The following is a 14,345-nucleotide window of genomic DNA, read 5'->3' as shown; positions in this document are numbered from 1 at the left end:
AGGAAGAGGGCAGCTGTGTATCTGCCGATCACGACCCGCCAGCTGGCCGACGGCACCGTCGAGATCGCACCGAGCGGTGAGATCGACCTGGACAACGCGCACGTGATGCGGGACGCGGTGAACGACGTCCTGACCACGATGACGCCGAGTCGAATCTGTCTGGACCTGCAGCGGGTGATGCTGATCGACAGCATCGGCATCGGCATCCTGGTGGCCTGCTTCCACACCGCGGCGGCCAGCGGGATCAAGCTGGTGGTCAGCCACCCCAGCGCGACGGTCTACCGTCAGCTCTGGGTCTCCGGGCTGGTCGGCCTGCTGGGCTGCGCCGAGCCGCCGTCCCCGCGGACGTCGGTCGGCCTGCGCCCGTCCTGAGCGTGTCCCGGCACGTGAATCCGCTTCTCACGCGGATTCACGCCTCGCCGGGGGACGCCACGGACCGATTCTGGTCATCACCCCGCGGTCGTCTGCTCCCCCTCCCGGGCTCGGCGCCGGTCGCCGGAGAGACCCCGCTGGTCGATTCCGGCGGGCTCCTCACCGGCGGGGTCGTGTTCCCGGGGTGGGCCCTGGCGTGGCCGGTCTTGATCGACATTTCATGATCAACCGCGAGGGATGATCTTCGCGGCTGGCGGTCAGGGGTGTCTCGGCGGGCTTGAGGGACCTCTGGGCGCCAGCTTTCCCGGCGTGGCTGGCGTTCACGGGTCAATCGGGCCGTCCGAGACACCCCGGATCGCCAGCCGACCGGCCTGAGACACCCCGGATCGCCAGCCGACCGGCCTGAGACACCCCGGATCGCCAGCCGACCGGCTTGAGGCACCCCGGATCGCCAGCCCATCAGCCGAGGCGCCCCGGATCGCCAGCCGACCGGTTGAGACACTCCGGTGCGCCGTCGTGGTGTCCGTTTTCGCGCCCTCCGCTTTCTGCTCTTGCGGGCCGGCCGGTCAGTCGTTGAGCTGGGACTGTTCGATCTCGACGAGGGCGCTGGACAGCCAGGCGGCCACCGGGCGCCCGGCCAGCAGATCGGCCAGGAGGATCGCGGTGTGCCGGGCCAGCACGTCCGGCTTCGGGGCGGGGGCGCCCTCCTCGTCGAGCACCCCGAGCGCGCCGGCGAGCAGCCAGAGCACCACCTGCGGATCGGCGTCCGGCCGCCCGCGGACGCAGTGCTTGAGCACCTCCCGGACGTCGTCGGCGGTGAACCCCTCCGGGTGGGCGTCCTCCAGCAGCAGCCGCACCGTGGTGCCCATGATCAGCCCGGTCTGCGCCTGATCGAGCCCGGCGAGGCGCTCGGCGGCCGCCTCCAACCCGGTCTCGTCCGCATCCCCGACCGCGGCGACCGCAGCCGAGGCCGCCGCCGCGATCGGCCGCGCGGGCGGGGGTAGATGGCGCCAGCTCTCCGTCATCCGCCGACCTTAAACCCCGCCCCGGCGCAGCCCCGGAGTTATCCACAGCCCGGGCGTTCACGCGCCGACGGTGGGCACCGGAGTCACATCGAGCCCTCGGATATCGCGGCTTCCCCCGAGTCCCGGCACATCAGGGGCGCGACGAGTGCACGTTCCGCTCGCAGGGGGCGCAGGCAGCACGGGATCAGCCCGGTTTCGGGCGGTAGGAATCCACGATCGCGTTTCGAGTGCCCGGCCCGCCCTCCGGTGGGCGGTGGCGCGACGCGATCGAGCATCGTGCACCCGTACCGCCCCTCACGGGAGTCACCGTGCACCCGTACCGCCCTCACGAGAGTCACCGTGTGCTCCCGGGGCCCACTGTGTGCTCCCAGCGCCGACCGTGTGCTCCCAGCGCCGACCGTGTGCTCCCAGCGCCGACCGTGTGCTCCCGGCGTTCGCGGTGCACCCCCGGCGCTCGGCGTGCACCCCCGGCGTTCGCGGTGCGCCGCCGGCGCTCGGCGTGCACCCCCGCGCTCGCCGGGCATGATCGACTGCGCCGAAATCGATTGACCGGCTCCCCGGAATACGTGAAACGTGAAAGGCGAATACCATTCTTACTCGTCTCGGATGTGCGTTTCGGCGAGTATTTCGGCAAACTGCGTCGAGTGGAAGAGGAGCGGAAACTCGGTGGCCGGTACCGGCTCGAGAAGGAGCTCGGCCGCGGCGGCATGGCTGTGGTCTGGCGCGCCACCGACGAGGTGCTGAACCGGCAGGTCGCGGTCAAGGTACTGGCCGGGCGCTACACGCGGGACGAGCGCTTCCGGGAGCGGATCCTGCACGAGGCGCGGGCCTCGGCGACGCTCTCCCATCCGAACATCGCGCAGATCTACGATTTCGGGGAATCCGGCGACGACGGGACGCCGGTGCCCTATGTCGTCATGGAATTGATCAACGGGCCGACGTTGCAGCAGCGGATCGCGCGGGGGCCGCTTCCGCCGCGTACGGTGTTCCGGATCTGCGGTGAGGTGGCCCTGGCGCTCGCGGCGGCGCACGAGGACGGTCTGGTGCACCGGGACATCAAGCTGGCCAACGTGATGGTCACGCCCTCCGGCGCCAAGGTGGTGGACTTCGGCATCGCGGCGGTCGCCGGCCCGGCCGCGCCCGACGAGGGGCTGCTCGGCACCCCGGCCTATCTGGCGCCCGAGCGGCTCACCGGTGGCGCCGTCGAGCCGGCCTCCGACGTCTACGCGCTCGGTGTGCTGCTCTACCGCCTGCTGGCCGGGGAGTCGCCGTGGACGGTGGAGACCACGACGCAGATGCTGACCGCGCACGTCTACGTGGAGCCGGCGCCGCTGCCGGATCTCCCCGGGGTGCCGCCGGCCATCGCGGACCTGGTCGAGCGCTGTCTGGCGAAGGATCCGGCCGACCGGCCGGTCGCGGCCGAGGTGTCCGGCACGCTGGGCGACGCCGCCGAGGCCGCACAGACTCCTCCGGTACGCGTCTCCGCGCCCGAGGAGCGCACCGTCGCGGTCCCGGCCGGGTCGCCCCGGACACTGCCGGACCCCCTGCCTCCGGAGGAGCGTCCGGCGGCACCGAGGCTCGTCGAGGACTGGCCGACGTTCGCCGGGGACCGACCGGGGGTGCCGACGTTCGCCGAGGGCCGGTCGAGGGCGCCGCTGGTGGACGAGGAGACCCGGGTCACGGCGGGGCACGTCGCGGAGCGCCCGGGGGACGGCGGCTTCTCCCGGGGCGGCGGTGACCGGTCACGCGTACCCGAAAGGCGAAGACTCCTGGCGGGAGGCGCCCTCGCGGCCGCGGTGATCGCCCTGCCCGCGCTCTGGTGGTCGCGGGCGGAGGAGCCGGCCGCGCTGCCGGAGACGACCGTCGTGCCGCCGGTGAGCGAGCGGCCGAAGGCGCGCCACAGCGGACCGCCGAGCTCGCCGCGGGGCACCCGTGCGTCGGCGGGGGCGAGCCTGAGCCGGCATCCGTCGGCGAGCGCGAGCGGTGCGGTGATCGTTCCGTCGGTCGTGGTCGTGCCGACGACGTCCGGTACGGAGTCGCCGTCGGCGCCGGGGGAGACCGGTGGCGGTAGTGATCCGGTGACCGAGGCGCCGCCGGAGGGGACACGGCTGGACTCGGTGGGCGGTTCGGTGATCGCGCGCTGCGTCTCGGGTGACGCGGAGCTGATCGACTGGGCGCCGGCGGAGGGCTTCGTGGTGGAGCGGGTGGATCCCGGGCCGGCGCTGACCGTGTCCATCGTCTTCACCGGGGACTTCGCCCGTTACCGGATGTCCGTCACCTGCTTCTCCGGCAAGCCCTCCGCGTTCGTCCTCCCGGTGTGACCGCCGGTGGCGGCGAGGAGGGCGTCGGCGATCGGGGTGCGGGAGTTCAGCAGGCGGCGGCCCTCGCGGTGGGTGCGGACCAGGCCGGCGTCGCGGAGGACGCGCAGCTGCTGGGAGACGCCGCCGGCGGAGATGCCGGTGTGGCCGGCCAGCTCGGTGGTGGAGAGCGGCCCGGCGAGCGCGGCCAGGATCCGGGCCCGCCCACGGCCGAGCAGGGCGCCGAGCGGGTCCGGCGCGCGGGACGGCTCCTCCCAGAGGGTGGCGACGCCCTGCGCGGGGTAGGCGAGCTGCGGGGTGCCCCACGAGGAGACGGTGAGCACGGACGGCCAGGCGAAGACCGACGGGATCAGCACCAGGCCGCTGCCGTCCGGTACGTCGGGCGCGGTGCAGTGCCGCTGGTCGGCGGTGAGCGTGCCGTCCGCCCAGTGCACCGACTCGTGCAGGTCGTTGAGGACGGTGGCGGCGCCGTCGGTGGCCAGCCGGTGGGCGCGGCGGCGGACGTCGGCGTCGAGCAGGGCGTGGATCCGCGGCCAGGCCGGGGCGATCGTGGCACGCCAGTACTCCTCGATCTCCCCGGACAGCCGGGCGAGACCGGCGGGTGGGTCGGCGTGCAGGGCGCGGACCTCGGCGGGCGGGTCACCGGGCATCAGGTCGAGGTGGGCGCGGACCGCCGCGGACGGCGTGGCGCGCAGCGCGGCCAGCTCGGCGCCGAGGTCGGCGACGAGACCGAGGGGCGGCGGGGTGAGGAAGTCCGGGGTGTAGCCGCCGGTGGGCCGCACGAGCCGGCCGAGCAGCCCGGTGGGGCGCGGACGGGTTCCGAGGATCCGGGTGCCGGCGGCGGGCTCGCGGACGCTGGTGACGACCTCCCAGAGGCAGGAGACGGCGAAGCGGATGCGGGCGGCGGCGCCGGCCGGCAGGGCGATGGCCACCATGACCCCTCCTTTTAGGTACGGCTAAAACAGTAGTGCGGCGTGCCCGGCCGGTGGAGGCTCGACGGCGTGACTGACTTTCGTGCTCTTCATGTGCCCGGTACCCCGTTGATCCTGGTGAACGCCTGGGACGCGGCCAGTGCCCGGATCGTCGAGGCGGCCGGTGCGGCCGCGATCGCCACCACCAGCGGCGGGGTGGCCTGGAGTCTGGGCCTGCCGGACGGTGACGCGCTCGGGCGGGATCTCGCCGTCGAGGTGGCGCGCCGGATCGTCGCCGCGGTGCGGGTGCCGGTGACCGTCGACATCGAGTCGGGCTTCGGGGCGACGCCCGCCGAGGTGGCCGAGACCGTCCGGGGTGTGGTGGACGCCGGGGTGGCCGGGATGAACCTGGAGGACGGCTGGATCGGCGGGGCGGCTCCGCTGCGGCCGGTCGCCGACCAGGTGGCCCGTCTCGCGGCGGCCCGGAAGGCGGCCGGGGACGCCTTCCTCAACGCTCGCGTCGACACGCTGCTGCGCGGGGCGGGCGACGTGGCCGAGACGATCGCGCGCGGCCGGGCGTACCTGGAGGCGGGGGCGGACGGGGTCTTCGTGCCCGGCACGGTCGACCCCGCGGTGATCGGTGAGCTGGTGGCCGGGATTCCGGGCCCGGTGAACGTGCTGACCGGTCCGGGCGCCCCCACGCTGCCGGAACTGGCGAAACTGGGCGTCGCCCGGATCAGTTTCGGTGTGGCGGTGGCCACGGCGGCGTACTCGGTGGTGGACCGGGCGGCCCGGGAGGCCTTCGGAAACGGGACGTATACCGCGCTTCAGGGTGACCTGGACTATGGCCGACTGAACGCTCTGTCTAACCCTCAGTGACGCTACGTCTATCTGATTACCTTCAGTAATCAGTAAGCTGCGCATTGTTGTTTTTATACACAGAGTTCGTCCGTGGCGCACAAAGGCGGTTCAAAGAAACGATTCCTAACGTTAACGACGTCGCACCACGAAGGGAATCAAAACGATGATCCGCACCGCCGTCATGACTGCCGAGGACGCCGCCACCGGTACCCAGGTGTTCGTCGATTCGACCGGCCGCCGGAAGCGCGTGATGGCCGTTCTCGGCTTCTTCGTGGCACTTTTCGCAGCTCTGTACATTGGTGTCGTGGGTGCCAGTGTGGTTCAGGCCTCCGATTCGGCGCTTTCCACGAAGGCGACGGTATCGACGTCGACAAGTTCCACGGCGTCCACTTCCTCCTCGACGTCGACGGCCTCCACGTCGTCCTCCAGCAGCAGTTCCTGAGCAATTTCAATACGACGAAGGCGCGGCCCCAGGGCCGCGCCTTCGTTGCTGTGTGTAGTGATGACCGGTTAGCTGAAGCTGGTGAAGAGCTTGGTGAAGGCGTAGTCGGTCTGCGAGATGCCGCTGCAGTTGCTGGCCACCTTGCCGTCGGTGCAGTCGCCGTTGTCCCGGTTGACCGACCAGAACCGGACGAAGGCCAGCCCCTTCTCCTCGGCCCAGGTCAGCAGGGTCTGCGCGGCCGTGGTCGTGGTGGGCCCGCCGGAGCCGTTGATCCCGATCATCGGGGTGACGCCGATCATCGCGTAGATCTCGGTCTCCGACTTGTCGGTCCAGACGCTCGCCACGTCGGTCTTCACCGATTCGGTGGCGGTGGTCATCGCGCTGCCCCAGTCGTCCTCGGTGGCCTTGAAGTTCATCACCATCGGGTTGACCGTGACCTCCACCCCGGCGTCCTCGGCGGCCTGCAGGATGGAGATCTCGGTGTCGGTGAGGCCGACCGACTCGCCCCCGACCGGCAGGGTCAGCGTGACCGTGGTGCTCCGGGCCTTCTGGAGCGCGGCGAGCGCGGTCATCACGGTGCTCGCGGTGATGGTCTGCTCGATGTCCACGTCCAGGTGGTTGCTGCCGGCCGCGTCCAGGGCCGTCTCGTACGCGGTGACCAGGGCGTCCGACGTGGTGCAGGCGTTCTCCAGGTAGGTGCCGGTCTCGCCGCCGGTGGAGACGATCGAGGTGCCGCCGAGCGCGTCGATCTTCGCGATCTCGCTCGCCACCGTGGTGTCGTCGATCGCGGTCTTGCCGCCCCACGTCGGGGTGCACGACCCGGTGCTGTCGGCGAGCACGAAGGCGAGGGTGAAGTCGGTCTGGCTGGTGCTCTCGGCGACCTCGTCGACGTCCACCGTGCCGCTCACGATGTCGACGTACGGCGCCACCGCGGGTAGTTCGGAACTCGCCGTCGCGCTGGCGCTCGCACTCGCCGTGGCGTCACTGCTGCTCTCCGAGTCGTCGTCGCCGGAGCATGCCGCCGTGAGGAGCAGCGTGGTGGCGGCGGCACAGACCAGGGCTCGTTTGAGGGGCATTTCAGTACTATCCCGCGTCAAACCCTCAGATATGCGCGAATCTGGCCGATGGGGCTGGTGAGCCAGCCGGGCCGCGGGCGAGGGGGAGATAGGTGTCCGTCGAAACACCGGTCCGGCGGCGGGTACGGGTGCCCCGGCCGCGCTGGATCCTGCTGGTGGTCGTGCTCGGTCTGTTCGCCTGCATCCTCACCGTGAACGGCGTCGTGCAGGGCGAGTTCGCCCAGGACGGCGCGGCGGCCTCGACCAACGACACCGACGAGGTGCCGGACGCGGCGCTCAACGGCGGCCCGATCATCGAGACCGACGGCACCACGACCACCACGGTCACCGTGCCGGACAACGAGATCGTGCTGACCTTCGACGACGGCCCGGCGCCGAAGTACACCCCGGAGATCCTCGACGTCCTCGCCGAGTACGACGTACCCGGCACCTTCTTCATGATCGGCTCGCAGATCAGCCAGTACCCCTCCCTGGTCAAGCGGGTCCAGGAGGAGGGCCACGAGATCGGCATCCACACCTTCACGCACCCCGACATGGCCAGCAAGAGCGACTGGCGCCGGCAGGTCGAGATGCAGGAGACCCAGTTCGCGCTCGCCGGCGCGGCCGGGGTGACCAGCGTGATCTTCCGGCCGCCGTACTCGTCGACGGTCGCCGCGCTGGACAACAACACCTGGTCGGTGATGGCCGAGATGGGCGGCGACGGCTACCTGACCGTGGTCAACAACCTGGACAGCCGGGACTGGGAGGAGGACGTCACCCAGTCGGACATCACCGAGGCGGTGATGCCGGACGACAACGCCGGCGCGATCCTGCTCTTCCACGACGGCGGCGGCGACCGGTCCAAGACCGCGACCGCGCTGAAGACGGTGATCCCCACCCTGAAGAACGCCGGGTACACCTTCACCACGGTCGCCTCGCTGACCGGGATGAGCACGGTCAACCCGACGGCCGACACCAGGGACTGGCTGCTCGGGCTCGGCGTGGTCGGCGCGGTCCAGCTGGCCAAGGGCACCTCGGTCGGCTTCACCTACCTGCTCTGGGTGCTCGGCGTGCTGACCGTGGTGCGGATGCTGCTCTTCCTGGTGCTGGGCCGGCGGCACGCCACGCGGTACCGGAAGAACCCGCATCCCTGGGGGGATCCGTATACCGAGCCGGTCACGGTGATCGTGCCGGCGTACAACGAGAAGGAGATCATCGCCGACACCCTCGGGTCGCTGGTGGCGAGCACGCACCCCATCGAGATCATCCTGGTGGACGACGGCTCGTCCGACGGCACGGCGGAGATCGCCGAGGGGCTCGGGTACCCGAACGTCACCATCCTGCGACAGGAGAACGCCGGCAAGTCGACGGCGCTGAACAACGGCATCGCGCACGCCGGCACCGAGGTCGTGGTGATGATGGACGGCGACACGGTGTTCGAGCCGGACACCGTGGAGAAGCTGGTCCAGCCGTTCAGCACGGCGGAGATCGGCGGGGTGGCCGGCAACGCGAAGGTGGCCAACCGCAAGGGCATGATCCCGATCTGGCAGCACATCGAGTACGTGGTCGGTTTCAGCATCGACCGCCGGGCGTACGACGTGATGCGCTGCATGGCGACCGTGCCGGGCGCGATCGGTGCCTTCCGCAAGGAGGCGCTGCAGCAGGTCAACGGCCTCTCCGAGGACACCCTGGCGGAGGACACCGACCTGACCATCGCGATCATCCGGGCCGGGTGGCGGGTGGTCTACGAGGAGCGTTCCCGGGCGTGGACCGAGGCGCCGTCGACCATGGGCCAGCTCTGGCGGCAGCGCTACCGCTGGTCGTACGGGACCATGCAGGCGATGTGGAAGCACCGGCGGGCGCTCTTCGAGAAGGGGCCCGGCGGCCGGTTCGGGCGGCGCGGGCTGCTCAACCTGGCGCTGTTCCAGACGCTGCTGCCGCTGCTCTCGCCGCTGATCGACGTCTTCCTGATCTACGGCCTCTTCTTCCTGAACCCGATGAAGACGGCGATCGCCTGGCTCGGCATGCTCGCGGTCCAGCTGTTCAGCACGATCTACGCGTTCCGCCTGGACAAGGAGTCGATGAAGCCGCTGTGGCGGGTGCCGTTGCAGCAGTTCGTGTACCGCCAGCTGATGTACCTGGTGCTGATCCAGTCGGTGCTGGCGGCGCTCGGCGGCATCCGGCTGGGGTGGCAGAAGCTGCGGCGTACCGGTGGCCTGAACGCATTGATGGGCGCCAGGCTACCCACCGGCGACGCGTGATCTTGTCATGGCCGGTCCACAGACTCGGCCGGTGAGCTGGGCAAACGCAAAGACTTCGCACAGCCGGAGCTAGAGTCGGGCTCGCTACCTTACTGACATGTGCGGAATCGTGGGATACACCGGGGCAAAGTCGGCGCTCGGCATCGTGATGGACGGCCTTCAGCGGCTCGAGTACCGCGGCTACGACTCGGCCGGTGTGGCCGTCGTCGAGGGCGGCGCGATGTTCACCGAGAAGAGGTCCGGCAAGCTGGTCAACCTGGAGAAGGCGCTCGCCGAGCGCCCGGGTGACCCGATCGCCGAGGGGTGCACCGGCATCGGGCACACCCGCTGGGCCACCCACGGCGGGCCGACCGACCGGAACGCCCACCCGCACGTGTCGCTGGACGGCCGGGTCGCGGTCATCCACAACGGCATCATCGAGAACTTCGCCCGGCTCCGCGCCGATCTCGAGGCCCAGGGCATCGAGTTCCGCAGCGACACCGACACCGAGGTCACGGCGCACCTGATCGCCCTCGAACTGGACGGGCTCCGGGCCGCGGGCGCGGTGAACAGCCCGGCGCTGCTCGCCGAGGCGATGCGCCGGACCGTACGCCGCCTGGAAGGGGCCTTCACCCTGCTCGCGGTCTCCGCCGAGATGCCCGGCGCGGTGGTCGCCGCCCGGCGCAACTCGCCGCTGGTGGTCGGCCGCGGCGACGGGGAGAACTTCCTGGCCAGCGATGTGTCGGCGTTCATCGAGCACACCCGTGAGGCGATCGAACTCGGTCAGGACCAGGTCGTCCTGATCACCGCCTCGACGATCGAGATCACCGGCTTCGACGGTACGCCCGCCACCGGCACCGCGTTCCACGTCGACTGGGACCTCTCCGCCGCGGAGAAGGGCGGCTACGAGTACTTCATGCTCAAGGAGATCGCCGAGCAGCCCCAGGCGGTCGCCGACACCCTGCTCGGCCGGCTGACCGAGCGCGGCGAGATCGCCCTGGACGAGGTCCGCCTCAGCGACCAGGACCTGCGCGACGTGGACAAAGTGATCATCGTGGCCTGCGGTACGGCGTACCACGCCGGCATGGTCGCCAAGTACGCCATCGAGCACTGGACCCGGCTGCCCGTCGAGGTCGAGATGGCCAGCGAGTTCCGGTACCGCGACCCGATCCTGGACCGCTCGACGCTGGTGATCGCGATCAGTCAGTCTGGCGAGACCATGGACACCCTGATGGCCCTGCGGCACGCCAAGGAGCAGAACGCACGGGTGCTCGCCATCTGCAACACCAACGGCTCGACGATCCCGCGCGAGTCCGACGCCGTGCTCTACACCCACGGCGGCCCGGAGATCGCCGTCGCCTCGACCAAGGCGTTCCTGACCCAGCTGGTCGCCTGCTACCTGGTCGGCCTGCACCTGGCCCAGGTCCGGGGCTCCGGCTACGCGGATGTCGCGGCGATCACCGCCGAGCTGGACCTGATCCCGGCCCGGCTGGAGAAGCTGCTCGGCTCGATGGACGAGCTGAAGCGGCTCGCCCACGACCTGGCCACCGCCCGTCAGATGCTCTTCATCGGCCGGCACGTCGGCTTCCCGGTCGCTCTCGAGGGCGCGCTGAAGCTCAAGGAGCTGGCGTACATGCACGCCGAGGGCTTCGCCGCGGGCGAGCTCAAGCACGGCCCGATCGCGCTGATCGACCAGGGCACCCCGGTGGTCTGCGTGGTGCCGTCGCCGCGGTCCGGCGCCCTGATGCACGACAAGATCGTCTCCAACATCCAGGAGGTACGGGCGAGGGGCGCGCGGACCATCGTGATCGCCGAGGAGGGCGACGAGGCGGTCCTCCCGTACGCCGACGACGTGATCTACGTGCCGGCCACCCCGGCCCTGCTCGCGCCGCTGATGACCACGGTGCCGCTGCAGATCCTGGCCTGCGAGATCGCCGCCGCCCGGGGCCACGACGTGGACCAGCCGCGCAACCTGGCCAAGTCGGTCACCGTGGAATAACCGGATGCCCTGGTCACGCGGCGGTTGTACAGTCGCCGCGTGACCGATACCCCGCGTTTCTCCGTGCCCGACCGGCCCACCTTGGACGGCGTCGAGCGGAAGTGGCGCGCGGTATGGGACGAGCAGGGGACGTACGCGTTCGACCGGTCGAAGACCCGTGCGCAGGTCTTCTCGATCGACACCCCGCCGCCGACGGTCAGCGGATCGCTGCACGTCGGGCACGTCTTCTCGTATACGCACGCCGACGCGATCGCCCGGTACCAGCGGATGACCGGCCGCGAGGTCTTCTACCCGATGGGGTGGGACGACAACGGGCTGCCCACCGAGCGCCGGGTGCAGAACCACTACGGCGTCCAGTGCGACCCCTCCCTGCCGTACGATCCCGGGTTCACCCCACCGGAGACCCCGCCGAGCCGTCCGCTGCCGATCTCACGGCGGAACTTCGTCGAGCTGTGCGAGCGGCTGACCGCGATCGACGAGCAGGCGTACGAGGACCTCTGGCGCCAGCTCGGCCTCTCGGTCGACTGGGCGCATCAGTACACGACGATCGACGCGGGGAGCCGGGCCGCGTCGCAGCGGGCCTTCCTGCGGAACCTGGCGCGCGGGGAGGCGTACCTCGCGGACGCGCCGACCCTCTGGGACGTCTCGTTCCGGACCGCGGTCGCCCAGGCCGAGTTGGAGGACCGCCCCCGCGAGGGCGCGTTCCACCGGATCGCGTTCACGCTGCCCGGCGGCGATCCGGCGTACGTCGAGACCACCCGCCCGGAGCTGCTGCCGGCCTGCGTCGCGCTGGTCGCCCACCCGGACGACGAGCGGTACCGGCCGCTCTTCGGCGCGGTCGCGACCACCCCGGTCTTCGGCGCCGAGGTCCCGATCCACCCGCATCCGCTGGCCCAGCCGGACAAGGGCTCCGGCCTGGTCATGGTCTGCACGTTCGGCGACCTCACCGACGTCGTCTGGTGGCGCGAGCTCGACCTGCCGACCCGGCCGGTGATGGGCCGCGACGGCCGTCTGCTGCGCCAGGCGCCGGCCGGCCTCTCCGCCGCCGGGGTCGAGGCGTACGCCGAGGTCGGGGGTAAGACGGTCTTCTCCGCCAAGGAGCGGACGCTGGAGCTGCTCCGCGCCGCCGGCGCCCTGGACGGGGAGCCCCGGCCGACCTCGCAGCAGGTCAAGTTCTTCGAGAAGGGCGACCGGCCGCTCGAGATCGTCACCACCCGGCAGTGGTACATCCGCAACGGCGGCCGGGACGCCGCGCTCCGCTCCGCGCTGGTCGGGCGGGGCCGCGCGATGACCTGGTCACCGGCCTTCATGCGGGCGCGCTACGAGAACTGGGTCGAGGGCCTGGCCGGCGACTGGATCATCAGCCGCCAGCGGTTCTTCGGCGTCCCTTTCCCGGTCTGGTACCCGCTGGACGCCGCCGGCGAACCGGACCACTCCGCCCCGATCACGGCGGACGAGGCCACGCTCCCGGTCGACCCGAGCAGCGACACCCCGCCCGGCTACACCAGCGACCAGCGGGACCGTCCCGGTGGCTTCACCGCCGACCCGGACGTCATGGACACCTGGGCCACCTCGTCGCTGACCCCGGAGATCGCCGGCGGCTGGGGCCGCGACGACGACCTGTTCGCCCGGGTCTTCCCGATGGACCTGCGCCCGCAGGCCCACGAGATCATCCGGACCTGGCTCTTCGCCACGGTCCTCCGCGCCCACCAGGAGTTCGGCACGCTGCCCTGGCACACCGCGCTGCTCTCCGGCTGGATCCTCGACCCGGACCGCAAGAAGATGTCGAAGTCCAAGGGCAACACGGTCACCCCGATGGCCCTGCTGGAGGAGTACGGCTCGGACGCGGTCCGCTACTGGGCGGTCAGCGGCCGCCCCGGCACCGACACCGCCTTCGACACCGGCCAGATGAAGGTCGGCCGCCGGCTGGCCATCAAGATCCTCAACGCCACGAAGTTCGTGCTGCGCTTCGGCGTCGGCCCGGACCCCGCCGCCGCCACCGACGTCACCGAGCCGCTCGACCGGGCCGTGCTCGCCGGGCTGGCCTCCGTGCTCGACGACGCCACCACCGCGCTGGCCGGGTACGACTACACCCGGGCGCTGGAGCGTACCGAGCAGTTCTTCTGGACCTTCTGCGACGACTACCTGGAGCTGGTCAAGGAGCGGGCGTACGGCGACCCGGCCACCCCCGCCGTCCGCTCGGCACACGCGGCGCTGGGCATCGCACTCGGCACGCTCCTGCGGCTCTTCGCCCCGATGATGCCGTTCGTCACCGAGGAGGCCTGGTCCTGGTGGCGGGAGGGCTCGATCCACCGGTCGGCCTGGCCGTCCCGCACCGAGTTCGCCGCCGCCCTCGACCCGGCCGCCCCGGCCGGCCTGCTCACCCTGGCGAGCACGGTCCTCGGCCTGGTCCGCAAGTCCAAGTCCGAGGCGAAGCAGTCCATGCGCAGCGAGGTGGCCCACCTGACCCTCCGCGGCACCCCGGCGGAGGTCGCCGCCTTCACCCTGATCAGCAGCGACATCCGCTCCGCGGGCACGGTCCGCGACCTGACCACGGAGAGCACCACTTCGCCCCTGTCCGCCGAGATCGTGCTCGCCCCGGTCTCCTGAGAGTCGTTGAAACGGAGAGGCCCGGCCACGGTCGGGCCTCTCCGTTTCAGTGGTGCCCGGCCGCCTGCAGGCGGTGCCAGGCCGCCTGTGCTCCCGGTGGAGCGAGAGCGAGTACACCACCGGAATCGACGAAGAAGACAGCGGGATCCCGGTTGTGGGGCCCGAAGCCGACGGCGCCGATGACCAGGAGTGCGCTGCCGGCGGCCGGCCAGAAGTACCAGAACCATGCGTCCTGCCGTGCCCCGGTGTCCGCCCAGGCGATCACGGCTTTCGTACCCCGACGTGCACTCTGATACACGTGTACCACGTAGCAGATATGGGTGCCGGGCCGGTGATGAGCAGCAAGAACGAGCGTTTGCCACGCCGCCGCGGCCCGCGCATCCCGTTTTCGGTTCGCCGATCGTGTTCCCCGCACGATCACCGCGACGATTGCGCAGATCACGAGGAGGCACAGCAGGTCGCCGAGAGCGGCGCTCGATCCGGTGGTGGCCGAGGAGATCGCGGACATGCGG

At 71.1% G+C, this 14,345-nt stretch carries 11 protein-coding genes; 7 read left to right on the top strand and 4 right to left on the bottom strand.

The genetic code is table 11. The features are described from left to right. Window positions 1–15 precede the first annotated feature (15 nt). On the top strand, window positions 16–372 hold the full coding sequence (locus AB0M08_RS16535) for an STAS domain-containing protein (RefSeq protein ID WP_014694448.1): 357 nt from the start codon (window positions 16–18) through the stop codon (window positions 370–372). 566 nt (window positions 373–938) lie between these two features. On the opposite strand, the gene AB0M08_RS16530 is transcribed toward AB0M08_RS16535, so the two are convergent. Then, window positions 939–1,397 carry a hypothetical protein gene (locus AB0M08_RS16530; protein ID WP_364493357.1) on the bottom strand — a complete coding sequence of 153 codons (459 nt, stop codon included), beginning with the start codon at window positions 1,395–1,397 and terminating at the stop codon, window positions 939–941. A 644-nt stretch (window positions 1,398–2,041) separates the two neighbouring features. On the opposite strand from AB0M08_RS16530, the gene AB0M08_RS16525 reads away from it, so the two are divergent. Beyond that, on the top strand, window positions 2,042–3,718 hold the full coding sequence (locus AB0M08_RS16525; protein ID WP_364493355.1) for a protein kinase: 1,677 nt from the start codon (window positions 2,042–2,044) through the stop codon (window positions 3,716–3,718). Here the strand turns inward: AB0M08_RS16525 and AB0M08_RS16520 are convergent. Then, window positions 3,658–4,650, bottom strand: coding sequence for a DUF5937 family protein (locus tag AB0M08_RS16520; protein ID WP_364493353.1), 993 nt, complete (start codon window positions 4,648–4,650; stop codon window positions 3,658–3,660). The genes AB0M08_RS16525 and AB0M08_RS16520 overlap by 61 nt on opposite strands. 66 nt (window positions 4,651–4,716) lie before the next feature. On the opposite strand from AB0M08_RS16520, the gene AB0M08_RS16515 reads away from it, so the two are divergent. Beyond that, window positions 4,717–5,505 carry an isocitrate lyase/phosphoenolpyruvate mutase family protein gene (locus AB0M08_RS16515; protein WP_364493351.1) on the top strand — a complete coding sequence of 263 codons (789 nt, stop codon included), beginning with the start codon at window positions 4,717–4,719 and terminating at the stop codon, window positions 5,503–5,505. Window positions 5,506–5,650: 145 nt separating this feature from the next. Continuing rightward, window positions 5,651–5,929 carry a hypothetical protein gene (locus AB0M08_RS16510; RefSeq protein ID WP_364493349.1) on the top strand — a complete coding sequence of 93 codons (279 nt, stop codon included), beginning with the start codon at window positions 5,651–5,653 and terminating at the stop codon, window positions 5,927–5,929. A gap of 68 nt (window positions 5,930–5,997) precedes the next feature. Here the strand turns inward: AB0M08_RS16510 and AB0M08_RS16505 are convergent, their stop codons facing one another. Beyond that, the gene (locus AB0M08_RS16505; protein WP_364493347.1) at window positions 5,998–7,005 is read right to left on the bottom strand and encodes a glycosyl hydrolase; all 1,008 of its coding nucleotides are present in this window, start codon (window positions 7,003–7,005) and stop codon (window positions 5,998–6,000) included. A gap of 92 nt (window positions 7,006–7,097) precedes the next feature. Here AB0M08_RS16505 and AB0M08_RS16500 point away from each other — a divergent pair, with 92 nt between their 5' ends. From AB0M08_RS16500 to valS, 3 genes are all read left to right on the top strand, one after another. Next, window positions 7,098–9,245, top strand: coding sequence for a bifunctional polysaccharide deacetylase/glycosyltransferase family 2 protein (locus AB0M08_RS16500; RefSeq protein WP_364493345.1), 2,148 nt, complete (start codon window positions 7,098–7,100; stop codon window positions 9,243–9,245). 97 nt (window positions 9,246–9,342) lie between these two features. Beyond that, window positions 9,343–11,223 carry a glutamine--fructose-6-phosphate transaminase (isomerizing) gene (glmS, locus tag AB0M08_RS16495; protein WP_364493343.1) on the top strand — a complete coding sequence of 627 codons (1,881 nt, stop codon included), beginning with the start codon at window positions 9,343–9,345 and terminating at the stop codon, window positions 11,221–11,223. A gap of 39 nt (window positions 11,224–11,262) precedes the next feature. Then, window positions 11,263–13,833: a valine--tRNA ligase gene (valS, locus tag AB0M08_RS16490; RefSeq protein ID WP_364493341.1), complete on the top strand. Its 2,571-nt coding sequence runs from the start codon at window positions 11,263–11,265 to the stop codon at window positions 13,831–13,833. 46 nt (window positions 13,834–13,879) lie between these two features. On the opposite strand, the gene AB0M08_RS16485 is transcribed toward valS, so the two are convergent. Further along, window positions 13,880–14,341 (bottom strand): hypothetical protein, encoded by a 462-nt coding sequence (locus AB0M08_RS16485; RefSeq protein ID WP_364493339.1) that lies wholly within the window; start codon window positions 14,339–14,341, stop codon window positions 13,880–13,882. Window positions 14,342–14,345: the final 4 nt, after the last annotated feature.

It is taken from the genome of Actinoplanes sp. NPDC051851 (assembly GCF_040681165.1).
In the GTDB taxonomy this organism is placed as follows: Bacteria; Actinomycetota; Actinomycetes; order Mycobacteriales; family Micromonosporaceae; genus Actinoplanes.
The sequence above is the reverse complement of the archived record's forward strand: the minus strand, read 5'-3'. Positions and strand labels throughout refer to the sequence as shown.